Annotated in this window: 24 protein-coding genes; 10 read left to right on the plus strand and 14 right to left on the minus strand. The window is 73.3% G+C overall.

Annotated features, from left to right (window positions below; translation table 11 throughout):
- The first annotated feature begins 130 nt into the window (after window positions 1-130).
- A complete protein-coding gene (gene disA, locus AC3ERT_RS34115) occupies window positions 131-1,288 on the plus strand; it encodes a DNA integrity scanning diadenylate cyclase DisA (protein ID WP_435132781.1) in 1,158 nt (385 codons plus the stop codon).
- An 89-nt stretch (window positions 1,289-1,377) separates the two neighbouring features.
- Here the strand turns inward: disA and AC3ERT_RS34120 are convergent, their stop codons facing one another.
- Window positions 1,378-2,199, minus strand: a complete 822-nt coding sequence (locus AC3ERT_RS34120; protein ID WP_435178838.1) for a hypothetical protein — start codon at window positions 2,197-2,199, stop codon at window positions 1,378-1,380.
- Window positions 2,200-2,438: 239 nt separating this feature from the next.
- Here AC3ERT_RS34120 and AC3ERT_RS34125 point away from each other — a divergent pair, with 239 nt between their 5' ends.
- From AC3ERT_RS34125 to AC3ERT_RS34145, 5 genes are all read left to right on the plus strand, one after another.
- A complete protein-coding gene (locus tag AC3ERT_RS34125; RefSeq protein ID WP_435178841.1) occupies window positions 2,439-3,485 on the plus strand; it encodes an HhH-GPD family protein in 1,047 nt (348 codons plus the stop codon).
- A 404-nt stretch (window positions 3,486-3,889) separates the two neighbouring features.
- On the plus strand, window positions 3,890-4,420 hold the full coding sequence (locus tag AC3ERT_RS34130) for a SigE family RNA polymerase sigma factor (RefSeq protein ID WP_335983647.1): 531 nt from the start codon (window positions 3,890-3,892) through the stop codon (window positions 4,418-4,420).
- The gene (locus tag AC3ERT_RS34135) at window positions 4,408-5,205 is read left to right on the plus strand and encodes a hypothetical protein (protein WP_435178843.1); all 798 of its coding nucleotides are present in this window, start codon (window positions 4,408-4,410) and stop codon (window positions 5,203-5,205) included. The genes AC3ERT_RS34130 and AC3ERT_RS34135 overlap by 13 nt, the downstream gene beginning before the upstream one ends.
- 3 nt (window positions 5,206-5,208) lie before the next feature.
- On the plus strand, window positions 5,209-5,892 hold the full coding sequence (gene cseB / locus AC3ERT_RS34140) for a two-component system response regulator CseB (protein ID WP_335983568.1): 684 nt from the start codon (window positions 5,209-5,211) through the stop codon (window positions 5,890-5,892).
- Window positions 5,893-6,145: 253 nt separating this feature from the next.
- Complete coding sequence (locus tag AC3ERT_RS34145) at window positions 6,146-7,396, plus strand: sensor histidine kinase (RefSeq protein WP_335983650.1); 1,251 nt, start codon at window positions 6,146-6,148, stop codon at window positions 7,394-7,396.
- Window positions 7,397-7,419: 23 nt separating this feature from the next.
- Here the strand turns inward: AC3ERT_RS34145 and AC3ERT_RS34150 are convergent, their stop codons facing one another.
- Window positions 7,420-9,006 (minus strand): MDR family MFS transporter, encoded by a 1,587-nt coding sequence (locus tag AC3ERT_RS34150; RefSeq protein ID WP_435132769.1) that lies wholly within the window; start codon window positions 9,004-9,006, stop codon window positions 7,420-7,422.
- A gap of 208 nt (window positions 9,007-9,214) precedes the next feature.
- Here AC3ERT_RS34150 and AC3ERT_RS34155 point away from each other — a divergent pair, with 208 nt between their 5' ends.
- Window positions 9,215-9,799 carry a TetR/AcrR family transcriptional regulator gene (locus AC3ERT_RS34155; protein ID WP_335983572.1) on the plus strand — a complete coding sequence of 195 codons (585 nt, stop codon included), beginning with the start codon at window positions 9,215-9,217 and terminating at the stop codon, window positions 9,797-9,799.
- An 80-nt stretch (window positions 9,800-9,879) separates the two neighbouring features.
- Here the strand turns inward: AC3ERT_RS34155 and AC3ERT_RS34160 are convergent, their stop codons facing one another.
- Window positions 9,880-10,596 carry a M23 family metallopeptidase gene (locus AC3ERT_RS34160; protein ID WP_335983574.1) on the minus strand — a complete coding sequence of 239 codons (717 nt, stop codon included), beginning with the start codon at window positions 10,594-10,596 and terminating at the stop codon, window positions 9,880-9,882.
- Between the two features lie 284 nt (window positions 10,597-10,880).
- Here AC3ERT_RS34160 and AC3ERT_RS34165 point away from each other — a divergent pair, with 284 nt between their 5' ends.
- A complete protein-coding gene (locus AC3ERT_RS34165; RefSeq protein WP_335983577.1) occupies window positions 10,881-11,228 on the plus strand; it encodes a trypco2 family protein in 348 nt (115 codons plus the stop codon).
- Window positions 11,229-11,235: 7 nt separating this feature from the next.
- A complete protein-coding gene (locus AC3ERT_RS34170; RefSeq protein WP_435178845.1) occupies window positions 11,236-14,586 on the plus strand; it encodes an NACHT domain-containing protein in 3,351 nt (1,116 codons plus the stop codon).
- Between the two features lie 110 nt (window positions 14,587-14,696).
- Here AC3ERT_RS34170 and AC3ERT_RS34175 read toward each other — a convergent pair whose 3' ends face one another.
- Entirely contained in the window at window positions 14,697-17,216 is a 2,520-nt protein-coding gene (locus AC3ERT_RS34175) for an ATP-dependent Clp protease ATP-binding subunit (protein ID WP_335983582.1), read from the minus strand.
- A 451-nt stretch (window positions 17,217-17,667) separates the two neighbouring features.
- On the opposite strand from AC3ERT_RS34175, the gene AC3ERT_RS34180 reads away from it, so the two are divergent.
- Complete coding sequence (locus tag AC3ERT_RS34180; RefSeq protein WP_435132761.1) at window positions 17,668-18,252, plus strand: SCO3374 family protein; 585 nt, start codon at window positions 17,668-17,670, stop codon at window positions 18,250-18,252.
- Here AC3ERT_RS34180 and AC3ERT_RS34185 read toward each other — a convergent pair.
- From AC3ERT_RS34185 to AC3ERT_RS34230, 10 genes are all read right to left on the minus strand, one after another.
- Complete coding sequence (locus AC3ERT_RS34185; protein WP_202235342.1) at window positions 18,183-18,521, minus strand: histone-like nucleoid-structuring protein Lsr2; 339 nt, start codon at window positions 18,519-18,521, stop codon at window positions 18,183-18,185. The genes AC3ERT_RS34180 and AC3ERT_RS34185 overlap by 70 nt on opposite strands.
- Before the next feature lie 120 nt (window positions 18,522-18,641).
- Window positions 18,642-19,160 carry an amino-acid N-acetyltransferase gene (locus tag AC3ERT_RS34190; RefSeq protein WP_335983589.1) on the minus strand — a complete coding sequence of 173 codons (519 nt, stop codon included), beginning with the start codon at window positions 19,158-19,160 and terminating at the stop codon, window positions 18,642-18,644.
- A 9-nt stretch (window positions 19,161-19,169) separates the two neighbouring features.
- A complete protein-coding gene (locus AC3ERT_RS34195) occupies window positions 19,170-19,565 on the minus strand; it encodes a BlaI/MecI/CopY family transcriptional regulator (RefSeq protein WP_335983590.1) in 396 nt (131 codons plus the stop codon).
- 104 nt (window positions 19,566-19,669) lie between these two features.
- A complete protein-coding gene (locus tag AC3ERT_RS34200) occupies window positions 19,670-19,855 on the minus strand; it encodes a hypothetical protein (protein ID WP_335983592.1) in 186 nt (61 codons plus the stop codon).
- 29 nt (window positions 19,856-19,884) lie between these two features.
- The gene (locus tag AC3ERT_RS34205; protein ID WP_435178848.1) at window positions 19,885-20,556 is read right to left on the minus strand and encodes a hypothetical protein; all 672 of its coding nucleotides are present in this window, start codon (window positions 20,554-20,556) and stop codon (window positions 19,885-19,887) included.
- Window positions 20,557-20,702: 146 nt separating this feature from the next.
- On the minus strand, window positions 20,703-21,500 hold the full coding sequence (locus AC3ERT_RS34210; RefSeq protein ID WP_335983600.1) for a type III pantothenate kinase: 798 nt from the start codon (window positions 21,498-21,500) through the stop codon (window positions 20,703-20,705).
- A gap of 6 nt (window positions 21,501-21,506) precedes the next feature.
- Window positions 21,507-22,544: a carboxylating nicotinate-nucleotide diphosphorylase gene (gene nadC / locus AC3ERT_RS34215; RefSeq protein WP_335983603.1), complete on the minus strand. Its 1,038-nt coding sequence runs from the start codon at window positions 22,542-22,544 to the stop codon at window positions 21,507-21,509.
- A gap of 118 nt (window positions 22,545-22,662) precedes the next feature.
- On the minus strand, window positions 22,663-24,444 hold the full coding sequence (locus AC3ERT_RS34220) for an L-aspartate oxidase (protein WP_435178850.1): 1,782 nt from the start codon (window positions 24,442-24,444) through the stop codon (window positions 22,663-22,665).
- The gene (gene panC, locus AC3ERT_RS34225) at window positions 24,441-25,313 is read right to left on the minus strand and encodes a pantoate--beta-alanine ligase (RefSeq protein WP_435178852.1); all 873 of its coding nucleotides are present in this window, start codon (window positions 25,311-25,313) and stop codon (window positions 24,441-24,443) included. Before panC ends, AC3ERT_RS34220 begins: the two co-directional genes overlap by 4 nt.
- Window positions 25,310-26,200, minus strand: a complete 891-nt coding sequence (locus AC3ERT_RS34230; RefSeq protein WP_335983612.1) for a Rossmann-like and DUF2520 domain-containing protein — start codon at window positions 26,198-26,200, stop codon at window positions 25,310-25,312. Before AC3ERT_RS34230 ends, panC begins: the two co-directional genes overlap by 4 nt.
- Window positions 26,201-26,323: the final 123 nt, after the last annotated feature.

Below are 26,323 nucleotides of genomic sequence, written 5' to 3' on the forward strand. Positions count from 1 at the left end.
CCCGCACCCTCCCCCGATCACTCCTCAAGGTCCCTCGACTGCCCCCTGCGCACCCGCCTACGGCGGGTCCGCCCGAGCCCCCCGCAGGGAGTCGTAAGCTTGGCGAAACGCAGCGACCGTGAGGAGCAGAGTGGCAGCCAACGACCGGGCAGGGGGCTCCGCCCCGGCTCGTAGGGCAGCGGGCGACTCCTCCGGGCGCGCCGGCGCAGCCCTGAGCGACGGCGGTCTGATGCACGCGTCGCTGAGCGCGGTCGCCCCGGGTACGGCGCTGCGCGACGGCTTGGAGCGGATCGTCCGGGGCAACACCGGCGGCCTGATCGTGCTCGGCATGGACAAGACCGTCGAATCGCTGTGCACCGGCGGTTTCGTGCTGGACGTGGAGTTCACCGCGACCCGGCTGCGCGAGCTGTGCAAGCTGGACGGCGCGCTGATCCTCGACAAGGACATCACCAAGATCCTGCGGGCGGGCGTGCAGCTCGTACCGGACCCCACGATCCCCACCGAGGAGACCGGCACCCGGCACCGCACCGCGGACCGGGTCAGCCGCCAGGTCAACTTCCCCGTGGTGTCGGTCAGCCAGTCGATGCGGCTGATCGCGCTGTACGTCGACGGGCAGCGCCGCGTGCTGGAGGACTCCGCGGCGATCCTGTCCCGCGCGAACCAGGCCCTGGCGACGCTGGAGCGCTACAAGCTGCGGCTGGACGAGGTGGCCGGCACCCTGTCCGCGCTGGAGATCGAGGACCTGGTGACGGTGCGGGACGTCACCGCCGTCGCCCAGCGGTTGGAGATGGTGCGCCGGATCGCCACCGAGATCGCCGAGTATGTCGTGGAGTTGGGCACCGACGGGCGCCTGCTCGCCCTCCAGCTCGACGAGTTGATCGCCGGGGTGGAGCCGGAGCGCGAACTCGTCGCGCGCGACTACGTCCCCGAGCCGACCGCCAAGCGCAGCCGTACCGTGGCCGAGGCGCTCGCCGAGCTGGACGCGCTGCCGCAGAGCGAGCTGATCGAACTGACCACGGTGGCCCGCGCGTTGGGCTACACCGGGTCACCCGAGTCGCTCGACTCCGCGGTCTCGCCGCGCGGTTACCGGCTGCTGGCGAAGGTGCCGCGGCTGCCGAACACCGTCATCGAGCGGCTGGTCGAGCACTTCGGCGGGCTGCAGAAGCTGCTCGCCGCCAGCGTGGACGACCTCCAGGCCGTCGAGGGCGTCGGCGAGGCAAGGGCCCGCTCGGTCCGTGAGGGCCTGTCCCGGCTGGCCGAGTCCTCGATCCTCGAACGGTACGTGTAGCCGCACCGCCCGGCCCGCGCCCGCGCCCGCGCAACCGGGACCGGGACCGGGACCGCAACCGCGCGGCCGTACCGCCCGGGCCGCCGCCGTCAGTCGTCGGTGAGCTGGAAGGACGTCTGCTTGCTGCCGTACCCCGACATCCGGAGCTGGACCAGGTAGGTGCCGCTGCCGGCCTGCTGGCCCTTGGGCTTCGCGCACTGCGGCGAGCTGGTCTGCCCGTTCCAGATCAGCGTGTACGACATCGAGGAGCGCGCGGGCACCTGGAGCAGGTGGGAGCCGGTGGCCGGGCAGTCGTCCGACGCCCAGACGTGGCTGCCGCCCGGCGCGCTGGTGACCGTGAACACCGCGCTCTTCGGGCCGACGTCGATCTTGCACGCGGCCGCACCGGAGTTGGCCGCCACGAGGCGGAACTGCGGGTGCTGGCCGGGCTGGTAGGTGTTGCGCACCGGGCTGACCGAGAGCGTGACCGTGCCGGGGGTGCAGGTCGGCAGCGAGGAGCCGGCCGGCACCTCCTGGCCGGCCGGGGGCACCGAGCCGGTACCGCCGCTGCCAGAGCCGCCCGAGGTGGCCGAGGGCGCCGACGCGGTGGCGCCGCCGGTGTCGGCTCCGCTCGAAGTGCCGCTGTCCGTACCGCCGTTGTCGTCGCCGCCGCTGCCGGAGGAGCCGCTGGGCGCGGTGGGCTGTCCGCCGGGCTCGCTGCCGTCGTGCGGGCCGGACGGTGTCGGGCCCGGGGTGATGGTCGCCGCCGGGGTGTGCGAATCGGCGGGCGCGCTCGCGCCGTTGCCTCCCCCGCCGCCGCGACTGGTGACCACCCACAGGACGATGGCCGCGACCAGCGCGAGCAGGCACAGCAGAACTGCCCGCCGCCGCCAGTAGATGGACGATGGCAGAGGACCGACGGGATTGCGCATGGAGCCCACAGACGCACTCTAGGGGAGATCGGTACCGCGGCGCCGCACCACCCGCCGCCATACGTCCGGTCTTTGCCGATCATCACGTTTACATCGCCCCGAAGTCCCCTCTTTCCGCGCGCTGTTCCGCGCGCCGGTTCCGCGCTCCGTGTACCACCCGGAGTGCATCGTCACGCATCCCCGCGCTCCGGTTACCGTCCGCATGCGATGTCATTGGCATGTGCGAGGATCAACCCGCGATGAGCAATGACCTCTCCCCCACCCAGTCCCCCACCCAGCTTCCGGGGGCCCACGCCCCGGCCGGCGGCGCCCTCGGCGTCTCCCCCCGGCCCACCGCCGGGACCGCGCCCCGGCCCGCACCGGCGCCCGGGACCGGGACACCGTCCGCGGACCCGGTGCCCGTCGACCTCCCCGCCCACGGGGCGCTGCACAGCGCGGTGATCGACTGGTTCGACGACCACGCCCGGGACCTGCCCTGGCGGCGGGCCGACGCGGGCGCCTGGTCGGTGATGGTGAGCGAGTTCATGCTCCAGCAGACCCCGGTCAGCCGGGTGCTGCCGGTGCACGCGGAGTGGATGGCGCGGTGGCCGCGCCCGGCCGACCTCGCCGCCGAGCCCGCGGGGGAGGCGGTGCGGGCCTGGGGCCGGCTCGGCTATCCGCGGCGCGCGCTGCGGCTGCACGCCGCCGCGACGGCCATAGCGCAGCAGCACGGCGGCGAAGTCCCGCGCAACCACGCGGAGTTGCTGGCCCTGCCGGGGATCGGGGAGTACACCGCGGCGGCGGTGGCGTCCTTCGCGTACGGCCGGCGGCACATCGTGCTCGACACGAACGTACGGCGGGTCTTCGCCCGCGCGGTCACCGGCGTGGAGTACCCGCCGAACGCCACGACCGCCGCCGAACGCCGCCTCGCGACCGCGCTGCTGCCCGAGGACGAGGGCACCGCGGCGCGCTGGGCCGCGGCCACCATGGAACTGGGCGCCCTGGTCTGCGCGGCACGCTCGCCGCAGTGCGGGAGCTGCCCGGTGGCCGACCGGTGCGCGTGGCGGCTGGCCGGCTCGCCCCCGCACGACGGCCCGCCCCGGCGCGGCCAGACGTACGCGGGCACCGACCGGCAGGTGCGCGGCCGGCTGCTGGCGATCCTCCGGGCCAGCCGCACCCCGGTCCCCCGCGCCGTGCTGGACACCGCCTGGCAGGAGCCCGTCCAACGCGCCCGCGCCCTCGACGGCCTCCTCACCGACGGCCTCGTCGAACGCCTCCCCGACGACCACTACCGCCTCCCCGCCTGACCCGCGTTCCGCGGGACCAGCACCCGAAGCCCGGCGCCCACCCCCCGCCAGGCGCCGGCGCCGCCCCGGTGCCCACGGGCGGGGCAGGGGCGCCGTCCGCCCGCCCCCGGGCATCCGGCCCGACACCGTTCCACCCCCACACCGCGACCGCCACCGCCACGACCGCCACCGACACCCGCCGAGCTCGCAGCCCGGCCCGCCCCCGGCCCGACTCCGGCCGCGTGCCCGCCGGGCGCCGGCCCGTTACGGGGGCTGTTACACAACCGATGGGTTGCTGTGCGCTCGCTGTGCGGCGGTGGTCGCGAAAGCCCAACATCCGGTTCGTAGCGTCGGACCAGGCCGTGGGAGACGTTCTCGTCGGCCCGTGGACGGCAGGCGTGATCGGCGGGGTGGAGGCGACACAGATGGCGGCGAGCAGCGGCGTTCTGGAGTTCGAGGAGTACGTACGGACCCGGCAGGATGCCCTGCTGCGCAGCGCGCGCCGGCTGGTGCCGGACCCGGTGGACGCGCAGGACCTGGTGCAGACCGCCCTGGTGCGTACGTACCCGCGCTGGGACGGCATCGCCGACAAGCGGCTCGCGGACGCGTACATGCGCCGCGTGATGATCAACACCCGCACCGAGTGGTGGCGCAGCCGGCGCCTGGAGGAGGTGCCCACCGGCGACCTCCCGGAGGCCAGCGTCGACGACGGTGCGGAGCAGCACGCCGACCGGGAGATGCTGCGCGACGTGATGCGGGTGCTGGCGCCGCAGCAGCGCCAGGTGGTGCTGATGCGGCACTACGGCCAGCTGAGCACCGAGGAGACGGCCCGTGCGCTGGGTATGTCGGCGGGTACCGTGAAGAGCACGCTGCACCGGGCGCTGGCCCGGCTGCGGCACGAGCTGGAGCACGGCAGGTACGGGTACACGCGGAAGGAGAGCCAGTGCGCCGCATAGCGCTGACCGCCGCGGTGGGCGCGTTCGCCTGCGTGACGGCGACCGGCTGCGGCAGCACGGTGACCGGCGCCCGCCAGGAGGGCCCGGCGCCGACGGCGACGGTGAAGACACCCGACACCGCCGCCCCCGCGCTCGCCTCCGACCCGGCCGCGCTGGCCCGGATGGTCCGCCGGGACACCAGCGTCAGCGCGGAGGTGCGGGAGGACCTGGAGCCGTGCACCGCCGCCGGCTCCGACGACCCGGACGGCGACAGCGACAGCGACGACACCGCCGGCATCGGCTCCGACGCGGCCTACCCGCTGGACACCGACTCCGGCGACCTCACCTCCGGCGACGGCCCCGACCTGGTGGTCAATGTCACCACCTGCGGCGACGGCCTCGGCATCGCCGCGTACGTGTACCGGATGACCGGCACGAAGTACCGCTGTGTCTTCGCCGACGAGCACTCCCCGGTCTACGGCAGTGTGATCAACGGGCGGCTCCAGGTGGTCCACGAGGTCTACCGGACCGACGACGCGGTGGCGTACCCGACCGGTGAGGAAACGGTCACCTACGCCTGGCGCGGCTCCAGCTTCCGCGAGGTCTCGCGCTCCTACTTCGACTTCGGCGCGAAGACGCCGACCGCCGAGCCCGAGCCGACCTCCACCGACCCCGTGCCGCTGCCCAACTCCGAACTGCTCGACCCGGAGCTGCCCTCGACCGCCTCGCCCTCGCCCTCCTCGCCCTCGACCGCCTCGCCCTCGCCCTCCTCCCCGTCGCCCACCGCGACCGGTGGGGGGCGGTAGCGCATGGCCCCCACCCACGTGCTGTTCGTCGAGGACGACGACGTGATCCGCGAGGCGACCACGCTCGCCCTGGAGCGCGACGGCTTCCGCGTCACGGCCGCGCCCGACGGCGTCACTGGTCTGGACTCCTTCCGGGCCGAGCGGCCGGACCTGGCGCTGCTGGACGTGATGGTGCCGGGCATCGACGGGGTGAGCCTGTGCCGCCGTATCCGCGACGAGTCCACGGTCCCGGTGATCATGGTCTCGGCGCGGGCCGACGCGATCGACGTGGTGCTCGGGCTGGAGGCCGGCGCCGACGACTACGTCACCAAGCCGTTCGACGGCGCGGTGCTGGTGGCCCGCATCCGCGCGGTGCTGCGCCGCTTCCGCGCCGCCTCGCCGGGAGAGGCGGCCGACGAGGGCGCGGTGCTGTCGTTCGGCGACATCGAGATCGACCCCGAGGGCCTGGAGGTCACCCGGGCCGGGCAGCGGCTGGCGCTGACGCCGACGGAGATGCGGCTGCTGCTGGAGTTCGCCCGCGCCCCGGGCACGGTGCTCTCCCGCGACCACCTGCTGGCGCGGGTGTGGGACTACGCGTGGGGTGGCGACACCCGCGTGGTGGACGTCCATGTGCAGCGGCTGCGGACGAAGATCGGCCAGGACCGGCTGGAGACCGTCCGCGGCTTCGGCTACAAGCTGAGGGCCTGAGGTGGACGCGGACATGGAGGTGGACGCGGACGTGGTGGACGGTCCGCCCGGCTCCTCGGCCGGCTCTGCGGCCCCTGCCGAGCCGCCCGGCCCCGTCCGGGCCCCGGACGAGCGCCCCGACGGCAACAGCCGCGACGGCGTCGGCCCCGACGCGGCCCCCGGTCCGTCCCGACGGCGCCGGTCCGCCCGGCTGACCCGGCTCTCCGCCCGCCTGGCCCGGCGGGCCCGCCGCGCCCTGCGGCACCGCCCGCTGCTGCGCCGCCTGATCCTGCGCCGCGGCCTGCGCTGGAAGATCAGCGCGGCCATCGCCGCGGTCTCCGCCCTGGTCGTCCTCGCGCTCAGCCTCGTGGTGCACAACGCCGCCCGGGTGAGCATGATCAACTCCACCCGGGACGTCCAGGACGAGCGCGTCCAGTCCGCGCTGCGGATCTACGAGGCCACCGGCCGGCTGGTCTTCTACGCCCGGCTCGACGACCCCGGCCTGCCGCCTGCCCTGAAGGTGTACGCCGAACGCGGCCAGCGCGCCACGTACGTCGCGGCCGGCCGCGGCGACGACCCCACCGTGTGGGCCGAGACCCCCGCCGGGAACGGCCACGTGCTGTCGCTGAAGAGCGCGTTCAGCGACCGCTACTCGGTGCTGGTCGACCTCGACCAGGCACTCGTCGCCGGCTCGCTCGCGGTGGTGGTCGGCGGCACCGCGATCGGCGTGCTGATCGGCGGGCGGATGTCGCGGCGGCTGCGCAAGGCCGCGGTCGCCGCCCGCAAGGTCGCCGACGGCGACACCCAGGTGCGGGTGCGCGAGGCGATCGGGGGCCGCCGGGTCCGCGACGAGACCGACGAGCTGGCCCGGGCGGTCGACGGCATGGCCGACGCGCTCCAGCTGCGGCTGGAGGCCGAGCGCCGGGTCACCGCCGACATCGCGCACGAGCTGCGCACCCCCGTCACCGGCCTGGTCACCGCCGCCGAACTGCTGCCGCCCGGCCGCCCGGCCGAACTCGTCCGGGACCGGGTGCACGCGCTGCGCACCCTCGTGGAGGACGTCCTCGAAGTGGCCCGGCTGGACGGCGCCGCCGAGCACCCCGAGCTCCAGGACATCGCGCTGGGCGACTTCGTACGGCGCCGGGTGCCCGTGCTCGCGCCCGGCGCCACCGTGACCGTCGCCGAGGACGCCGTGGTGCCGACCGACCCGCGCCGCCTGGAGCGGGTCCTCGGCAACCTGCTGGCCAACGCGCTGCGGCACGGCGCGGCCCCGATCGAGGTCCTGGTCGACGGCGCCTTCGTACGGGTCCGCGACCACGGCCCGGGCTTCCCCGCGGACCTGCTGCGGGAGGGGCCCAGCCGCTTCCGCACCGGCCGCACCGACCGCGCGGGCGGCGGCCACGGGCTGGGCCTGACCATCGCGGTCGGCCAGACCCGCGTCCTCGGCGCTCGTCTGACCTTCCGCAACGCCCCGGCGGCCGACGGCGGCGGCGCCGTCGCCCAGCTGATGCTCCCCCGCGGCTGAGCGTCCGACGGCGTTCCGGGCCCTCAGACCGCGTCGACCGGCTCCGGCGCCCCGTCCGCGGGGACCTCCTCCTTGGGGCCCGCACCCCGCAGCGGCGTCTCGACGACGAAGAGCGCGGCGACGAACCCGATCACGCTGACCACGGTGCCCCACAGGAACACCTGGTGGGTGCCGGCGGACACCGCGTGGAAGTAGCCGTCCTTCACGGTGGCGGACAGGCGGGCGACCGCCTTGGGATCGAGTTGGGCACCGCCGCCGAGCGCCGCCGCGCCCTTGCCGCCAAGCCGCGAGGCCATGACGTCCTGCACCCGGTGCGAGAACAGCGCGCCGAAGAGCGAGACGCCGAAGGAGCCGCCGATGGTGCGGAAGAGCGTCGCGGACGAGGAGCCGACGCCCATGTCCCGCATGTCCACGCTGTTCTGCGCCACCAGCATGGTGATCTGCATGATGCAGCCCATCCCGGCGCCGAGCACGGCCATGTACACGCCGGAGACGGTGCGGGAGGTGTCGACGCCCATCGTGGACAGCAGGTAGAGCCCGATGGTGATCAGCACCCCGCCGACGATCGGGAAGACCTTGTAGCGGCCGGTGCTGGTGGTCAGCCGCCCGGCGACCATCGACACCGCCATCATCGCCAGCAGCATCGGCAGCAGGAGCAGGCCGGAGTTGGTGGCCGAGGCGCCCTGCACGGTCTGCTGGTAGAGCGGCAGGAAGGTCATCGCGCCGAACATGGTGAAGCCGACGAGGAAGCCGATCACCGAGATCAGGGTGAAGTTGCGGCTGCGGAAGATGCGCAGCGGCAGCACCGGCTCGGCGGCGCGGGTCTCGGTGTAGAGGAAGCCGGCCAGGGTGACCACGCCGAGCACCAGCAGGCCGAGGATCTGCCCGGAGCCCCAGGCGTACTGGGTGCCGCCCCAGGTGGTCAGCAGCACCAGCGAGGTGATCGCCACGGTGAGCAGGGCGGCGCCGAGGTAGTCGATCCGGGCGGCGCCGGGCTTCCGCTTCGGCAGGTGCAGCACGACGGTGACCACGGCGAGGGCGACCGCGCCGATCGGCAGGTTGATGTAGAAGCTCCATCGCCAGCCCCAGTTGTCGGTGATCGAGCCGCCGACCAGCGGACCGCCGATCATCGCCACGGCCATCACGCCGGCGATCATGCCCTGGTACTTGCCGCGCTCGCGGGGCGGGATCAGGTCGCCCATGATCGCCATCACGCCGACCATCAAGCCGCCCGCGCCCAGGCCCTGGACCGCGCGGAAGGCGATGAGCTGGTCCATGGACTGCGACATCCCGGACAGCGCCGAGCCGATCAGGAACAGCACGATCGAGGTGAGGAAGATCCCCTTGCGGCCGTACAGGTCGCCGAGCTTGCCCCAGATCGGGGTCGAGGCGGCGGTGGCCAGCGTGTAGGCGGTGACCACCCACGACAGGTGGTTCAGGCCGCCGAGCTCGCCGACGATCGTGGGCATCGCGGTGCCGACGATCATGTTGTCGAGCATCGCGAGCAGCATGGCGATCAGCAGGCCCGCCATCACCACCCGCACACTGCGCTCGCGGGGTGCCGCGGCCGCGGGCGGCTGCTTGCTGAGCGGCGCTTCGGTCTGGGTCATGACCGGCGTCCCTTCCTCCGGGAGGAGGGCGGAGTCGTTCGCTGGAACTTACTTGCCGCCCGGCTAGTTCTGGTCGAAAAGCAAGGTAGGGGCTAACTAGCCGGGCGTCAAGTAAGTGCGTAAGGTCGTGGTGGGGCCGTACCGTGAGGAGGCCCGTCACGCAGTGGCCGCACCAGGCCACGCGCAGTGCAGCAGGAGAGCGACCGCCATGGCCACACCGCACCAGACCCGGCGCAGCGACACACGCCACCGCATCCAGGACGTCGCCCTGAAGCTCTTCGCCGAGCAGGGGTACGAGAAGACGTCGCTGCGGGAGATCGCCGAGCGGCTGAACGTCACCAAGGCGGCGCTCTACTACCACTTCAAGACCAAGGAAGACATCCTGATCAGCATCTCGGCGGACCTCACGGCCCCGATCGACGACCTGATCACCTGGGCGCAGGGCCAGCCGCACACGCTGGAGACGAAGCAGGAGCTGCTGCGCCGCTACTGCGACGCGCTGTGGAGCGCCGGCGACCTCTTCCGCTTCCTCCAGGAGAACCAGGCCACCGTCCGCGACCTGGCGATCGGGGAGTCCCTCAAGATCCGGATAAAGGCGCTCAGCGAGCTGCTCACCGAGCCGAGCTCGCCGATGACCGCGCAGATCCGCTCGCTGACGGCGCTGTTCTCGATGCACGCGGGGATGCACGTGATGCAGAGCGTCGAGGGCGACGACGAGGAGAAGCGCGGGGCGATCCTCGCGGTGGCGCTCGACCTGGTCGCGCAGGCCGAGCACGACCTCGCGCGGACCTGACCGCGCCCGCGCGGGCGGGAGCGCGCGAGGACCCGGGCACCATGGGTGCCCGGGTCCTCATTTCGTGGGTTCCGCCCGCCTTACGGGTTGACGCCGTGGGCGCGCAGGAAGTGCAGCGGCTCGACGGAGGAGCCGTAGTACGGCGTGGTCCGGACCTCGAAGTGCAGGTGCGGGCCGGTGGAGTTGCCGGTGGAGCCGGACAGGCCGATGGTCTGCGCGGTGTTCACGTGCTCGCCGACGTGCACGCCGATCTTCGACAGGTGGCCGTACTGCGTGTACAGGTGCGAGCCGTGCTTGATCACGATGTTGTTGCCGTAGGCGCCGCCCCAGCCGGCGGTCACCACGGTGCCGCTGTGCGCGGCGCGCACGGTGGTGCCGCTGTTGACGACGAAGTCCTGGCCGGAGTGGGTGTGCGCCCAGTGCTTGCCCACCTGGGCGTAGCCCGCACCGAGGGTGTAGCCGGTGACCGGGGTCACCCAGGACGCCTGGAGCTTCTTGGCCGCGGCGGCCTTCTTCGCCTTGGCGTCGGCCTTCGCCTTGGCCGCGGTCTGGGCCGCGGTCTTCGCGGCGGTGGTCTTCGCGGCAGCGGTCTTCGCCTGCACGGCGTCGGAGACGTTCGCGACCGTGGCCGCGTTCATGAAGCCCGAGGAGGCCTCGGAGGAGGAGTGCGACGTGGCGGCGAAGGCCGCCGTAGAGCCCAAGGCGAGTGCCGCCACCAGGCCGCCGCCCACTACGGCGACCCGGCCGCGGGTAACGGTCTTCGGGGTGCGGTTCTGCGTCGTGGAGTTCTTGCGCATGAAGAAATGACCTCACTGGATGGGGGAGCGACGAATCCGGCAGCGGCCCGTCGCGAATCCTTGGTAACCCGGCATTCCGGACATGGGCAAGGACCCCCCTTACTACGGACATTCGTAGGAGAAAAGATGCGTTATGTCCGCATTGCCGCCTGTGCGTTCCCTGTGGGTTCCGCGCTGCGCACCCGGCACTATTTCCGTTAGTAAGTGGTCCGCGTCACGTGGGACACCTCACCGGCACTACCGTGGGAACGGCTGTTTTCCGGGGACCAGAGGGGGGACCGACCATGACCACACCGAACGAATCCGCGCCGGCCGTGACCGGCATGGAACTGGCCGACGCCGTCGAGGCCGTACGTGCCGGGCTGATGGAGGGCGCGGTGCGCGGCGCCGGCGCGGAGGTGCGCTTCGAGGTCGGCGAGATCCGCATGGAGTTCACCGTGGAGCTCCAGCGCACCAGGACCGGCCGCGGCGGCGTCAAGGCCTGGATCGTCGAAGCCGGCGCCGAGGGCTCCCGCACCTCCGGCAGCACCCACACCGTCGCCCTGACCCTGCACCCGAAGTCCGCGACCGGCGGCCACCTCCTGATCGGCGCCCCGCGCGGCGACGCGTCGAGCGTGCGGTACGAGAGCTGACCGCGTCGTGGCCGCGCACCCGACGCCGCGCCCGGTCCGCCCACCCGCCCCCTACCGCCTCGCGGTCCTCCAGTCCGGCACCGTCCAGGGCAGCGGCTACCTGCTCACGCCCACCCTGGTGCTGACCGCCGCCCATGTCGTCGCCGGCGATGCCCCCGTGCTGCTCACCGCGCCCGGCGGCCCGGACGGCGCCGCGGGCCGGCGGGCCGGCGCCTGGTACGACCCGGGGCGCGGCATCGACGTGGCCCTGGTCACCACCGAGCAGCCGCTCGCCCCCGCCGCCGCCTTCCGCACCGCCGACCGCTGGGCGAACACCGCCTCCCTCGACCCCGTCGCCGGGTGCGAGGCGATCGGCTTCCCCTACGTGCAGCGCGCCGACGGCGACCGGCTGGACACCGAACAGGTCGTCGGCACCTACAAGCCCGGCTCCAACCTCTTCAGCGAGTACGGCGTCCTCGTGGTGGACGGCGCCCCGCCCCCCACCCCCGCCGACGGCCCGTCCCCGTGGGCGGGCCTGTCCGGTGCGGCCGTCCTGACCGGCGGCGCCCTGCTCGGCGTGGTCGTCGCCCAGCAGAACGGCTGGCAGCAGAGCCGGATCGCCTTCACCCCGCTCGCCCGGCTGCTCGGCGACGAGTCCTTCGCCGCCGCCCTGACCGGCCACGGCTACCGCATGCCCCGCCTGGTCGGCCCGCCCCGCCGCCCCACCGACTTCGAGTCCCGCTACGCCGACCACCTGGCCCGGCACCACGGCACCCTGCGGATCTTCGGCATCGACTTCTCCGCCCGCTCCCGCGTCACCTGGCCGCTGGACAGCGCGTACTACGGGCTGGAGGTCACCGCCGACCGCGGCGCCGGCGCCGCGCGATGGGCCGCCGGCCGGCCGGACCCGGACGCGGTCGGCGGCGCCGCCGGCGGCGGCGCGCCGCGCACCGGGCCGCTCCCGGCCGAGCAGGCGCTCGCCGGGCAGGACCTGGTGCTGCTGCGCGGGGTGGCCGGCTCCGGCAAGAGCACCCTGGTGCAGTGGCTCGCGGTCGGCGCCGCGCGGCAGGACCTCGGCGAGCACCTGCGCCACCTGCACGGCCTGGTGCCGTACGTCCTGCCGCTGCGGACCGTCGCCCGCCAGGAGCGGCTGCCGATGCCCGCGGACTTCCTGACCGCGGTGGGCACCCCGCTCACCGCTCCCCCGGGCTGGACCGAGCAAGTCCTCACCGACCGGCGCGCCCTGGTACTGGTGGACGGCCTGGATGAGGTGGACGAGCGCACCCGGGAGCGGGTCGGCGACTGGCTGCGGCTGCTGCTCGGCACCTATCCGGGCAACCGCTGGCTGGTCACCTCCCGCCCGTCCGCCGTCGAGGACGCCTGGCTCGCCGACGAGGGGTTCACCGAGCTGACCCTCGCCCCGATGAGCCGCGCCGACGTCCGCGCCTTCACCGCCCGTTGGCACGACGCGGCCCGCGCCACCGTGCCCGGCGACACCGCGGAACTCGCCCGCCTAGACGGCTTCGAGCACACCCTGCAACAGGCCCTAGGCCGCAAGCAGGACCTCGCCCGGCTCGCCACCAACCCCCTCATGTGCAGCCTCATCTGCGCCCTGCACCGCGACCGCAACGGCTACCTGCCCACCGGCCGCAAGGAGCTCTACGACGCCGCGCTGTCGATGCTGCTCAACCGGCGCGACCGCGAGCGCGACCTCGAACCGCTGCTCACCGAGGCCCCGCAGATCCAGCTGCTCCAGAAACTGGCGTACTGGCTGGTGAAGAACGGCCAGGCGGAGATGGACCGGGCCGACGCGGTCGACCTGGTCGCGGCCGCCCTGCCCGCGATGCCCGCGGTCCGGGACGCGCTGGGCGGCGCGGAGGACGTCTACCGCCACCTGCTGGACCGCAGCGGCCTGATCCGCGAGCCGGTCTCCGGGGCCACCGTGGACTTCGTCCACCGCACCTTCCAGGACTACCTGGCCGCGAAGGCCGCGATCGAGGAGCGCGACTTCGACCTGATGGCCCGCAACGCCCACCAGGACCAGTGGGCCGACGTGATCCGGATGGCCGTCGCCCACGCCCGGCCCGACGAACGCGCCCGCCTGCTGCGCAAGATCCTCACCCGCGGCGACCGCACGAAAACCCACCGCAGCCGCCTCCACCTGCTCGCCCTGGCCTGCCTGGAGCACGCCACCGAGCTGGACCCGGCGATCCGGGAGGAGGTCGAGAAGCGCGGCGCGGCCCTGATCCCGCCGCGCAGCTTCGGGGCGGCGATGGAGCTCGCCGACGTGGGCCCGCTGGTCCTGGAGCTGCTGCCGGGCCCGGACGGGCTGACCGACGAGGAAGCGGAGGCGGTGGTGAGCACCGCCTGGCAGATCGGCGGCGACGCGGCGGTCCCCGTGCTGGCCCGTTTCACCGACCACGAGGTGGCCGACGTGCGGGCGCTCCTGGCCCAGTTCCCGCCCGACACCGACCGGCAGCACTTCGCCGCCGAGGTGCTGGACCGCCTGCCCAGGGACGACACGTTCTACGGGGTCCGCACCGTCGACGAACTGCGCGCCGTCCTCGCGCTGGGCGGGGTCGAGCACGTCGCCGCCCATGCGACACTCGGCGGGGGCTTCGACGACGTCCTGCACGCCCCGGAGCTGACCACCCTGACGTGGACGGACGCGGTCGACGACGCGATGCTGGCCCGGCTGTGCCGCCGACTGCCCCGGCTGCGGGAGCTCGACCTCTACAACTGCCGCGAGCTCACCGGCCTCTCACCGCTGGCGGACCTGCCGCTGCGCAAGCTGCACCTGTCCGACCTGACCGGGGACATCGGTCTCCGCGTGCTCGGGGATCTCCCGCATCTGACGTCCCTGGCCCTGAACAGCTACGCCGACACCTGGCCGGGGATGGCCCTGCTGCCCGGCGGCCTGCCGCTCACCCGCCTCTACACCACCTACGGCCCCCGGGGACTGGAGGGCATCGAGCGGCTGACCGCATTGCAGCACCTGGGCTGCCACTCGCCGCAGCCGGACCGTTTCGCCCGCGCCGACTGGGATCGGCTCGGCGCCCTGCCCGCGCTGGCCTCGCTGTCGGTCAGCGACGGGATCGCAGCGCTTTTCGAGCCGGACTTCCCGCCCCTGCCGAACATCCGCGTCCTGTCCACCCGGCTGGTGCGGGACCAGCCGCCGCACCACCAGGTGCTCCGGCACTTCCCCAGCGTGGAGGAGCTGGAGATCCGGCCGGGAGTGGGGCGCGGCGCCGTGCCCCGGTCGGTCGACCTCGCACCGTTCGCAGAGCTGCCCCGGTTGCGCCGGATCACTTTGCGCGGCACCAGCCCGGCAGCCGTCCACAACGCGGACGCGCTCCCGGACGTCACGGTCGAGTTCTAGACCTGTTCTGGACTTCCCCAGGCCCGGCACCCGAAAAGGGCCCGGCCCCGGGCTCCCCTTGCGGGGTGCCGGGGCCGGGCCCTTTCGATGCGGTCACCGCATGCGCAGCGTCACTCCTTGGAGAGGTTCGGCGCGCCGCCGGCCGTCTCCACGGGCGGGGCGTCGGCCACGGTGACCTTCTCCTCGCCGCGGAAGGTGAACTTCGCCGACTCGCCTTCACCCTCGACATCCACGACCACGATGTGACCGGGGCGCAGCTCGCCGAAGAGGATCTTCTCCGAGAGGGTGTCCTCGATCTCGCGCTGGATGGTCCGGCGCAGCGGCCGGGCGCCGAGCACCGGGTCGTAGCCGCGCTTGGAGAGCAGCTCCTTGGCCTCCAGGCTCAGCTCGATGCCCATGTCGCGGTCGCGCAGCCGCTCGTCGACCGCGCTGATCATCAGGTCGACGATCTGGAGGATGTCCTCCTGGCTGAGCTGCGGGAAGACGATCACGTCGTCCACCCGGTTGAGGAACTCGGGGCGGAAGTGCTGCTTGAGCTCGTCGCTGACCTTGTTCTTCATCCGCTCGTACCCGGACTTGGTGTCGCCCTGGGCGGCGAAGCCCAGGTTGAAGCCCTTGGAGATGTCCCGGGTGCCGAGGTTGGTGGTCATGATGATGACGGTGTTCTTGAAGTCGACCACCCGGCCCTGGGAGTCGGTCAGCCGACCGTCCTCCAGGATCTGCAACAGGCTGTTGAAGATGTCCGGGTGCGCCTTCTCGACCTCGTCGAAGAGCACGACCGAGAACGGCTTGCGGCGCACCTTCTCGGTGAGCTGCCCGCCCTCTTCGTATCCCACGTATCCGGGCGGGGAGCCGAAGAGCCGCGAGACGGTGTGCTTCTCGCTGAACTCGGACATGTCGAGCGAGATCAGCGCGTCCTCGTCGCCGAAGAGGAACTCCGCGAGCGCCTTGGACAGCTCGGTCTTACCGACGCCGGACGGGCCGGCGAAGATGAACGAGCCGCCGGGACGCTTGGGGTCCTTCAGACCGGCACGGGTACGGCGGATCGCCTTGGAGAGCGCCTTGACCGCGTCGACCTGCCCGATGATGCGCTTGTGGAGCTCGTCCTCCATGTGCAGCAGCCGGGTGGACTCCTCCTCGGTCAGCTTGAAGACCGGGATGCCGGTGGCGGTGGCCAGGACCTCGGCGATCAGCTCGCCGTCGACCTCCGCGACGACGTCCATGTCGCCGGCCTTCCACTCCTTCTCCCGCTTGGACTTCGCGGCGAGGAGCTGCTTCTCGTTGTCCCGCAGGGAGGCGGCCTTCTCGAAGTCCTGCGAGTCGATCGCGGACTCCTTCTCCCGGCGCACCTCGGCGATCTTCTCGTCGAACTCGCGCAGGTCCGGCGGCGCGGTCATCCTGCGGATGCGCATCCGCGAGCCCGCCTCGTCGATCAGGTCGATCGCCTTGTCCGGCAGGAACCGGTCCGAGATGTAGCGGTCGGCGAGCGTGGCCGCCTGCACGAGCGCCTCGTCGGTGATGGAGACGCGGTGGTGGGCTTCGTACCGGTCCCGCAGGCCCTTGAGGATCTCGATGGTGTGCGGCAGCGACGGCTCCGCGACCTGGATCGGCTGGAAGCGGCGCTCGAGCGCGGCGTCCTTCTCCAGGTACTTGCGGTACTCGTCGAGCGTGGTGGCACCGATGGTCTGGAGTTCACCGCGGGCCAGCATCGGCTTCAGGATCGAGGCCGCGTCGATCGCGCCCTCGGCCGCGCCGGCGCCCACCAGGGTGTGCAGCTCGTCGATGAACAGGATGATGTCGCCGCGGGTGCGGATCTCCTTGAGCACCTTCTTCAGGCGCTCCTCGAAGTCACCGCGGTACCGCGAGCCGGCCACCAGGGCGCCGAGGTCGAGCGTGTAGAGCTGCTTGTCCTTGAGCGTCTCGGGCACCTCGCCCTTGACGATCGCCTGGGCCAGGCCCTCCACGACGGCGGTCTTGCCGACGCCGGGCTCGCCGATGAGCACCGGGTTGTTCTTGGTGCGGCGGGACAGCACCTGCATGACCCGCTCGATCTCCTTCTCGCGCCCGATCACCGGGTCGAGCTTGGTCTCCCGAGCGGCCTGGGTGAGGTTGCGGCCGAACTGGTCCAGCACGAGCGAGGTCGAGGGGGTGCCCTCGGCCGGCCCGCCGGCCGTGGCCGACTCCTTCCCGCCGGAGTAGCCGGACAGCAGCTGGATGACCTGCTGCCTGACCCGGTTGAGATCGGCGCCCAGCTTCACCAGGACCTGGGCGGCGACGCCCTCGCCCTCGCGGATCAGGCCGAGCAGGATGTGCTCGGTGCCGATGTAGTTGTGGCCGAGCTGAAGGGCCTCGCGGAGCGACAGCTCCAGCACCTTCTTGGCACGGGGGGTGAAGGGGATGTGGCCGGACGGGGCCTGCTGCCCCTGGCCGATGATCTCCTCCACCTGCTGGCGGACCGCCTCAAGAGAAATCCCGAGGCTCTCCAGGGCCTTAGCGGCGACACCCTCACCCTCGTGGATCAGGCCCAGGAGGATGTGCTCGGTGCCGATGTAGTTGTGGTTGAGCATCCGGGCTTCTTCCTGAGCCAGGACGACAACCCGCCGCGCGCGGTCGGTGAACCTCTCGAACATCGTTAATCGCTCCTCAGAGCGGTCGGGCAGTGAGGGGTCGGTCCCCTCCCTGTCCTTCCGCATGCTAGTCCCGCACAGCGGCGCCGCTCGCGAATCACCCCCGCTCTCGCGGGGAAAGCCGCGCAACCGGCTGACGTCACTCCCACAACCTCGATGGTGCGAGACGATGTTCCCGCAGGCCAGGCGAATACCCTCTCAATCAGTACGCCCGTGGCGAACGCCCGCCCCGCCTGCTCGAACACCAGCCCTTCCCACTAGGTAGTTCTTACCCTCGGTCGCCGACAATCCACACCGCGCGGGCACTCCGCTCTGCGCTAAGGGCGAACACCGCGCGCCGGTTTCCGGCCATCGCGGGGCCCGCTCCGGGCGGCGCCCAGGCCACCGGCATCACCAGGTGTGTTCGATGCCGGACGGTACGTAACCGCCGCCTCGGTGCGGCAGTTGACACGGCATGGGCTGGTACGAGCACGAGCTGGGATGGCCGGTCGTCGACGGCCCGCCTCCGGCACTGGTCACGGGCGTGCGGTTCGACGCGCTCGACGTGCCGGCGGAGGCGGGCTTCGCGATGCTGAGCCGGTTCTCCCGTCCGGGCCTGCTCGGGCCGGTGGCGCTGGACGGCCACCGAGTGCGGCTGCTGGTCGCCGCGGGGACGGCCGAAGAGCTGCCCGGACTGCTGGAGTGGCTGGAGTGGGGGGGCATCGAGCTGGACCTGGCGGCCCTGGGCGCAGGGCGGACCCTGCGGGCTCCAGCGCACCCCGAGTGGGGCCGCAGGGAGGCCGCGTACGACCGGTCGGCACCGGTGTGGCTGCGGCCTCCTCGGCCGGGGTTCGACGTGGAGTCGACCGTGCCCGCGCTGCGCGTGGCCCGCGAAGCCGACGAAACGGGGGTTCCCGTCGGACTCACCGCACTGGTGGCCGCACTGGCGACCGCCTGCCACCGCGTCGCACTGCGAGCGCGCTGCCCTGATCAGCCGTGGGCCTTCTCGTACGCCTCACGGATGGTCGCGGGGACGCGACCGCGGTCGTTGACGTCGTAGCCCTTCTCCTTGGCCCACGCACGGATCTTCGCGGTGTCCTGGCTGGAGCTGCTGCCACCGCGCACGGCCTTGGTGCGGCCCCGCCCGGCACGGCCACCGGTGCGGCGGCCACTGTCCGTGTACGGGTTGAGCAACCCGCGCAGCTTGTCGGCATTCTCCGTGGTGAGGTCGATCTCGTACGTCACGCCGTCGAGCGCGAACGTCACGGTCTCGTCGGCCTCGCCGCCGTCGAGGTCGTCCACAAGAAGGACCTGAACCTTCTGTGCCACCGGCTTCCCTTTCATCGAAAACGGATTAACGGTAAAAGCAAAGCGCCTTTCACCGAAAAACACAAACCCCTTGCGCGAAGTGGCCCACCTGTGCGCCCGCGCGATCCGGACATACCGGTCTCAGAGTTGCAGCAGCATCCGGCTGTTACCCAAGGTGTTGGGTTTCACTCGCTCCAGGTCCAGGAACTCTGCGACACCCTCGTCATTGGAACGCAGCAGCTCGCCGAAGACATCGCCGTCCACCGGGGTCTCGCCGATCTCGACGAAGCCGTGCCGGGCGAAGAAGTCGACTTCGAAGGTGAGGCAGAAAATACGCCTGACGCCCAGCCAGCGTGCAGTGTGCAGCAACTTGGCCAGCACCTGGTGGCCCACGCCGGCCCCGCGCAGCGAGGGGTGCACGGCGAGCGTCCTGACCTCGGCCAGGTCCTCCCACATCACGTGCAGCGCGCCGCAGCCGACCACCTCGGCGTCCTCGTCGCGTTCGGCCACCCAGAACTCCTGGAGGTCCTCATAAAGGGTCACCGTGGCCTTGTCGAGCAGGATGCCGTCCCTGGCATAGGAGTCCAGCAGCCGCCGCAGAGCGGGGACATCGCCGGTACGGGCCCGGCGGATGGTCACGTCATTCGACATCAGGGGCATGGGCGGACGCTATCGCCCTTCGGGTTCCGCCGGGCCGGAGGGGTCCACGGACTGGATGATGCGCAATGCGTCCCGCACGGCTTCGCGCTGTTCCGGGGACATCATGCCGAAGAAGTGGACGAGGGCCTCGGCCGGGTTGTCGCTCGCCGCCCAGGCTTCGTTCATCAGTGCGGCCGAGTACGCCGCACGCGTCGATACCGCCTCATAGCGATATGCGCGGCCTTCCGCCTCCCGGCGCAGCCAGCCCTTCTGCCGGAGGTTGTCCATTACGGTCATCACCGTTGTGTAGGCGATGGAACGATCCCGTGAGAGGTCTTCGAGTACCTCACGAACCGTGACCGCGCGGTTCCACTCCCACACCCGGGTCATCACGGCGTCTTCGAGTTCTCCGAGTGGTCGGGGCACACCGGAAATACTACGGGCGAAACGCGACGAATGTCGTAATTACCGCTCTTCGCGGCGCACCGGGCGGCGGTGCGCCGCGGCCCGGTCAGGAGCGCTCGGGTGGGTCAGCGCTCGTCGGGGGTGGCGGTCCGGGCGGCCTGCGCGGCCTCGGCGGCGGCCAGCGCGGCGTCCACGGCGGCGTCCTCCTTGGCCTTGTTGGCGCCGCCCTGGTTCTTGACGATGGTCACGATCAGCGCGGTGAAGAGCACCGCCATCACCAGCGGCGGCACGATGGCCGAGACATAGTTCATGGCGCCCAGCGTAGCCACCCCCGTTCGCGCTAGGCGGAGCGGGCCTCGTCCGGTTTCCGGTCCGTGCGGCGGGGCGGCCAGATCTCCGCCGGAGTGGGGGTGCGGCGGCCCGGATCGCGGGGTTCGGCCGGCGGCGGGGCGGCCGGCTTCGGCTTGGCGCCGGGCGCCGGCACCGGGCGCGGCTTGGGCTGGTCGGCGTCCCCGGCCGCGCGGGGGGCGGGAGCGGGGACGGCGGCCGGCAGGGGCAGGGACAGCAGGCGGCGCGGGGCGGGCATGTGGGCCTCCAGACGCTGGCGTACGTCGTTCTCCGCAAGGGTTTCGCAGCGGTGCAGCAGGGCGGTACGGCGGCGGTGCTCCCCGGTCGCGGTGGGCAGGGCGCGCAGCCGGCGCAGTGCGGCGAGATCGTCGGGTCCGGGCAGGTAGCCGCTGTCGAGGGCGGTGACCAGGCGGTCGAGGTAGCCGCTCGCCGCGCCGGGCAGCGCCAGGCGGTAGCGGTGCAGCTCGGCCAGGTGGAAGGCGCGCATCCGGCCCGCCTCCCGTACGGCGTCGTCCAGGCCGCCGGCGAGCCGCAGGCAGTCCTGTACGTACTCCGCGGGGCGCGGGGCGACCACCACGGCGGCGGTCCCGGCGGTCGCGTGCGGGCCCAGCACCTCCGCGAGCGCGCGCCGGAGCACGCGCACCTCGTCCGCGCTGAACGCCATTCCCCCTCGGTTTCCATGTGGCGTTGGCATGCATGGACATTAATCGTTAAGCGGACAAACCTCACGTAACGCCGCGCGGCTCGGCGGGAAGCCGCGCGGCGCCCGGCCGTCCGCGGGGCCGCGCCGGGGGGAGGCGCCCGGCGGCGCTACGCGGTGGCCGGGGCGTTGCGGGCGTAGACCAGGCGCAGCCCGATCAGGGTGAGCCACGGCTCGTGCGCGTCGATCAGGGACGCCTCGCCCAGCACCAGGGGCGCCAGGCCGCCGGTGGCGATCACGGTGACGTCGTCCGGGTCGTCGGCCAGCTCCCGCGCCATCCGCTCGGCGATGCCGTCGGCCTGTCCGGCGAAGCCGTAGAGGATGCCGGACTGCATGGCCTCGATGGTGTTCTTGCCGATGACGCTGCGCGGACGGGCCAGCTCGATCTTGCGCAGCTGGGCGCCGCGCATGCCGAGCGCGTCGACGGAGATCTCGATGCCCGGGGCGATCGCGCCGCCCACGTACTCACCGCGGGCGGTGACCGCGTCGAAGGTGGTGGCGGTGCCGAAGTCGACCACGATGCACGGGCCGCCGTACAGGTGTACGGCGGCCAGCGAGTTGATGATCCGGTCCGAGCCGACCTCCTTGGGGTGGTCGACCAGGATCGGCACGCCGGTCTTGACGCCCGGCTCGACGAGGACCGCCGGCACGTCGCCGTAGTACCGCCGGGTCACCTCGCGCAGCTCGTGCAGCACCGACGGGACCGTGGAGCAGATCGCGATGCCGTCGATGCCGTCACCGAGGTCGCCCAGCAGCGGGTGCATGCCCATCAGGCCCTGGAGCAGCACCGCCAGTTCGTCGGCGGTGCGGCGCGGATCGGTGGAGATCCGCCAGTGCTCCACGATCTCCTCGCCGTCGAAGAGCCCGAGCACGGTGTGGGTGTTGCCGACGTCGATGGTGAGCAGCATCCGCCTCTACGCTTCCGCTCGCAGGTCGAGGCCGATGTCGAGGATCGGGGAGGAGTGGGTGAGCGCCCCCACCGCCAGGAAGTCCACCCCGGTGTCGGCGTAGGCGCGGGCGTTGTCCAGCGTGAGCCGGCCGGAGGACTCCAGCAGGGCGCGGCCGCCGACGATCGCGACCGCCTCCTCGGTCTCGGCGGGCGTGAAGTTGTCCAGCAGGATCAGGTCGGCCCCGGCGTCCACCACCTCGCGGACCTGGTGCAGGGTGTCCACCTCGACCTCGATCGGCACCTCGGGGAACTCCTCGCGGACCAGCTTGAAGGCGGCCGCGACACCGCCCGCGGCGACCACGTGGTTGTCCTTGACCAGGGCCGCGTCCGACAGCGACATCCGGTGGTTGGTGCCGCCGCCGCAGCGCACCGCGTACTTCTCCAGCGCGCGCAGGCCCGGTGTGGTCTTGCGGGTGTCGCGCACCTGCGCCTTGCTGCCCTCCAGGGCGTCGGCCCAGGCGCGGGTGGCGGTGGCGATGCCCGACAGCCGGCACAGCAGGTTCAGCGCACTGCGCTCGGCGGTGAGCAGGTCGCGGGTGCGGGTGCGCACGGTCAGCAGCTTCTGCCCGGCGGCGACCCGGTCGCCGTCCTCGACGTGCCGCTCCACCTCGAACTCGTCGGTGCACACCACCGACAGCACCGCCTCGGCGACCCGCAGCCCCGCCACGGTGCCGTTCTCGCGCGCGGTGAAGTCCCCGGTGGAGAAGGCGTCCTCGGGCACGGTCGCCACCGTGGTGACGTCCACGCCCTGGTCGAGGTCCTCCTCGATCGCCATGTGCGCGATGTCCTCGACCTGGACGGGGTCCAGGCCGGCGTCCACGATCAGCGCGGCGAGGTCCGGGTCCAGGCCGCACTCCAGCGGGTCCAGGTCGTACGGGTCGTGGGCGTCGCCGCAGCCGCAGCCGTCGCCGCAGCCGCCGCCCGCGGACTCGGCGGGCGGGCCGAACGTCGGCAGCGGAAGAGCGACGGGCTGGGGCCGGTCAGGGCCGTCGGAGGATGTCACGGAAGCTCCTTCGTGTGCTGCGTGCCTTGCCGCGTACGTTGCGTCGTCCACTGCTGGTGCGGGCCGCGGTCCGCCGGGGCCGCGGTGCGCTGCCGCGGGCCGGGGCCCGGACCGCCGGTCACGGCTGTGCCCGCCGCGGTGCGGCGGCGGCCCCATCATCCCCGATCCCGGCGGACGGGGTGACCGCCGGGACCGGACCGGGGCGGGTGGCCGGCAGGCCCGGTCCCTCGGTGGTGGCCACGTCCAGGGTGTGGTGCGGGGTGAGCCGCACCACCAGGTGCCGGCGCCACTGCCGGTCGTCCCGGTCGGGCCGGTCCTCGCGCCAGTGGCATCCGCGGGTCTCCTCGCGGCGCCGGGCGGCGGCCACCAGCACCCGGGCCACCAGGCCCAGGTTGGTCGCCTCCCACGTCTCCACGCACGGCTCGGCCGTCTTGCCGTCCCGCTCGTACGCCTCCACGGCCGCGGTGTGCAGCCGCTCCAGCGCGCCCGCGGCCGCGGCCAGGCTCTCCGCGCTGCGCAGCACCCCGGCGCCCGCGGTCATGATCCGCTGCACCTCGTAGCGCGCCTCGGAGGCCAGCAGCGGGGTGCGCGCCGGGGCGGGCGCCACCGGCTCGCCCGGCAGCGGACCGGTGCCCGCCACCACGTCGGCGGCGATCCGCTCGGCGAAGACCAGCCCCTCCAGCAGGGAGTTCGAGGCGAGCCGGTTCGCGCCGTGCACGCCGGTGCAGGCCACCTCCCCGCAGGCGTACAGGCCCGGCACGGTGGTGCGCCCGCGCAGGTCGGTCCGCACCCCGCCGGAGGCGTAGTGCGCGGCGGGCGCGACCGGGATCGGCCCGGTCACCGGGTCGATGCCGTGGGCGCGGCAGGCGGCCAGGATCGTCGGGAACCGCTCGGCCCACATCCGCGCGCCGAAGTGCCGCGCGTCCAGGTACATGTGCGCGGCGCCGGTCTCCTGCATCCGCCGCATGATGCCCTTGGCGACGATGTCGCGCGGCGCCAGCTCGGCGAGTTCGTGCTGCCCGACCATGAAGCGCACGCCGTCCGCGTCGACCAGGTGCGCGCCCTCGCCGCGGACCGCCTCGGACACCAGCGGCTGCTGGCCCTCGGCGTCCGGGCCCAGCCACAGCACGGTCGGGTGGAACTGCACGAACTCCAGGTCGCTGACCTCGGCCCCGGCGCGCAGCGCGAGCGCCACGCCGTCGCCGGTGGACACCGCCGGGTTGGTGGTCGCGGAGAAGACCTGCCCCATGCCGCCGGTGGCCAGCACCACGGCGCGGGCGCGTACCGACCCCACTCCGTCGCGGGCGCCCTCGCCCATCACGTGCAGGGTGACGCCCGCGGTGCGGCCCTCGGCGTCGGTGAGCAGGTCGAGCACCAGGGCGTTCTCGACGAACTCGATGTCCGGGTTGCCGACCACCGCGGCGATCAGGGCGCGGGAGACCTCGGCGCCGGTCGCGTCACCACCCGCGTGGGCGATGCGGCTGCGGTGGTGGCCGCCCTCACGGGTGAGCAGGATCGAGCCGGAGTCGTCGGTGTCGAAGCGGGCGCCGGTGGAGATCAGCCGCCGTACCGCGTCCGGGCCCTCGGTGACCAGGAGCCGCACCGCGTCCTCGTCGCACAGGCCCGCGCCCGCGACCAGGGTGTCGTCCAGGTGCTGCGCCGGGGTGTCGCCCTCGCCGAGCGCGGCGGCGATCCCGCCCTGCGCCCAGCGGGTGGAGCCGTCGTCCAGGTGTGCCTTGGTCACCACGACGACCTTGGCGCCGGCCGCGGCGCAGCGCAGCGCCACGGTCAGCCCGGCCACGCCGGAGCCGACCACGACCACGTCGGCGCCCAGCGACCAGCCGGGAGCGGGGGCGGACAGGCGTATGCCGGCGGGGTCGGCGGCAGCGGAGGAGGTCATTCGGGGGCTCCGAACTCCAGGGGGATGTTGTCGATCAGCCGGGTGCCGCCGACCTTGGCGGCGACGGCGAGCACGGCCGGACCGGTGTGGTCCGGTGCGGCCTCGGTGAAGGTGGCGGGGTCGACGAGCGCGAGGTAGTCCAGGCCCACCGGGGGCTGCTCGCGGGCGGCGGCGTCCAGCACGGCGCGGGCCGCGGCCACGGCCGCCCGCGGGCCGCTCCCGGCGGCGTCGCGCCCGGCGAACAGCGCCCGGGACAGCGCCCTGGCCGCGACCCGCTCCTGCTGCGACAGGTAGCGGTTGCGGCTGGAGAGCGCGACACCGTCGTCCTCGCGGACCGTCGGCACGGAGACGATGTCGACGGGGAAGTTCAGGTCGGTGGCCATCCGCCGGACCAGGGCGAGCTGCTGGGCGTCCTTCTGCCCGAAGAACGCGGCCGTGCGGGGTGTCCCGGCGGCGGGGGCGAGCGGGTTGGTCAGGTGCAGCAGCTTGGCGACCACGGTGAGCATCCCGTCGAAGTGGCCCGGCCGGGACGCGCCTTCGAACCCCTCCCCCATCGGGCCCGCGGTGATCCGCACCTGCGGCGGGCCGCCCGGGTACACCTCGCCGGTGTCCGGTGCGAAGACGAAGTCGGCGCCCGCCGCCTCGGCGAGCTTCACGTCCGCCTCCAGGGTGCGCGGGTAGCGGTCCAGGTCCTCGTTCGGCCCGAACTGGAGCGGGTTGACGAAGACGGTGACGGTGACCACGCCGTCCCCCGCGTGCGCGCGGGCGGCGCGGATCAGGGCGGCGTGTCCGTCGTGGAGCGCGCCCATCGTCATGACCACGGCCGAGGCGGGGGCCAGGTCGCGGGCGTGGTGGACGAGTCGGGTCATAGGGTCCCCCCGTCGGCGAGGGCGCCGAGCAGCGCCTCCGCGTATTCGGCCTTGAGCATTCCGTTGGCGAGCGCGCGGTCCGCGGTGGCGCGGGCCATCGCCACGTACGACGCGACGTTCTCCGGTGCGCGGGCGCGCAGTTCGGCCAGGTGCGCGGCGACCGTGCCCGCGTCGCCGCGGGCCACCGGGCCGGTCAGGGCGGCGTCGCCGGAGCGCAGCGCGTTGTCCAGCGCGGCGCCCAGCAGCGGGCCGAGCATCCGGCCCGGCTCCTGCACGCCTGCCTGCCGCAGCAGGTCCATCGCCTGCGCGACCAGCGTGACCAGGTGGTTGGCGCCGATCGCGAGGGCCGCGTGGTAGAGCGGGCGGGCGGACTCCTCGATCCACTCGGGCTCGCCGCCCATCTCGATCACCAGCGCCTCCGCGGCCGTGCGCAGCTCGCCCGGCGCGGTGACGCCGAAGCAGCAGCCGGCCAGGCGCTGGACGTCCACCGGGGTGCCGGTGAACGTCATCGCCGGGTGCAGCGCGAGCGGCAGCGCGCCCGCCCGCAGCGCGGGGTCCAGCACGGAGGTGCCGTAGCGGCCCGACGCATGGACCAGCAGCTGGCCCGGGCGTACGGCGCCGGTCTCCGCCAGGCCGCGCACCAGTGCGGGCAGGGCGTCGTCCGGCACCGTCAGCAGCACCAGGTCCGCGCGGGCCAGCACCTCGGCCGGCTCCACCAGCGGGACGCCCGGCAGCAGGGTCTCCGCGCGGCGGCGGGACGCCTCCGACACGCCGCTCGCGGCCACCGGGCGGTGGCCCGACAGTGCCAGCGCCGCCGCCAGGACCGGGCCGACCCGGCCCGCGCCCACCACGCCCACCGTGAGCCTCGCGGGTTTCTGCTCCACCACGCCTCCCAGCCTCAGCGACCCTTCTCGTCAACCTTACGCGAACGTCGCTCCCCGGACCCCCCGGGTGCCCCCATCCCCGGGTTCCGGGACCACCTGCCGGTCGCCTGCTGCGCGGGGGGGGGT

Source organism: Actinacidiphila sp. bgisy145 (genome assembly GCF_057708125.1).

Excerpts from the sequence above, each read along its gene's own strand:
- AC3ERT_RS34120 (WP_435178838.1), bottom strand. The coding sequence starts at position 2,199 with ATGCGCAATCCCGTCGGTCCTCTGCCATCGTCCATCTACTGGCGGCGG.
- AC3ERT_RS34125 (WP_435178841.1), top strand. The coding sequence starts at position 2,439 with ATGAGCAATGACCTCTCCCCCACCCAGTCCCCCACCCAGCTTCCGGGG.
- AC3ERT_RS34130 (WP_335983647.1), top strand. The coding sequence starts at position 3,890 with ATGGCGGCGAGCAGCGGCGTTCTGGAGTTCGAGGAGTACGTACGGACC.
- cseB (WP_335983568.1), top strand. The coding sequence starts at position 5,209 with ATGGCCCCCACCCACGTGCTGTTCGTCGAGGACGACGACGTGATCCGC.
- AC3ERT_RS34150 (WP_435132769.1), bottom strand. The coding sequence starts at position 9,006 with ATGACCCAGACCGAAGCGCCGCTCAGCAAGCAGCCGCCCGCGGCCGCG.
- AC3ERT_RS34155 (WP_335983572.1), top strand. The coding sequence starts at position 9,215 with ATGGCCACACCGCACCAGACCCGGCGCAGCGACACACGCCACCGCATC.
- AC3ERT_RS34160 (WP_335983574.1), bottom strand. The coding sequence starts at position 10,596 with ATGCGCAAGAACTCCACGACGCAGAACCGCACCCCGAAGACCGTTACC.
- AC3ERT_RS34165 (WP_335983577.1), top strand. The coding sequence starts at position 10,881 with ATGACCACACCGAACGAATCCGCGCCGGCCGTGACCGGCATGGAACTG.
- AC3ERT_RS34175 (WP_335983582.1), bottom strand. The coding sequence starts at position 17,216 with ATGTTCGAGAGGTTCACCGACCGCGCGCGGCGGGTTGTCGTCCTGGCT.
- AC3ERT_RS34180 (WP_435132761.1), top strand. The coding sequence starts at position 17,668 with ATGGGCTGGTACGAGCACGAGCTGGGATGGCCGGTCGTCGACGGCCCG.
- AC3ERT_RS34190 (WP_335983589.1), bottom strand. The coding sequence starts at position 19,160 with ATGCCCCTGATGTCGAATGACGTGACCATCCGCCGGGCCCGTACCGGC.
- AC3ERT_RS34200 (WP_335983592.1), bottom strand. The coding sequence starts at position 19,855 with ATGAACTATGTCTCGGCCATCGTGCCGCCGCTGGTGATGGCGGTGCTC.
- AC3ERT_RS34205 (WP_435178848.1), bottom strand. The coding sequence starts at position 20,556 with ATGGCGTTCAGCGCGGACGAGGTGCGCGTGCTCCGGCGCGCGCTCGCG.
- AC3ERT_RS34210 (WP_335983600.1), bottom strand. The coding sequence starts at position 21,500 with ATGCTGCTCACCATCGACGTCGGCAACACCCACACCGTGCTCGGGCTC.
- AC3ERT_RS34220 (WP_435178850.1), bottom strand. The coding sequence starts at position 24,444 with ATGACCTCCTCCGCTGCCGCCGACCCCGCCGGCATACGCCTGTCCGCC.
- panC (WP_435178852.1), bottom strand. The coding sequence starts at position 25,313 with ATGACCCGACTCGTCCACCACGCCCGCGACCTGGCCCCCGCCTCGGCC.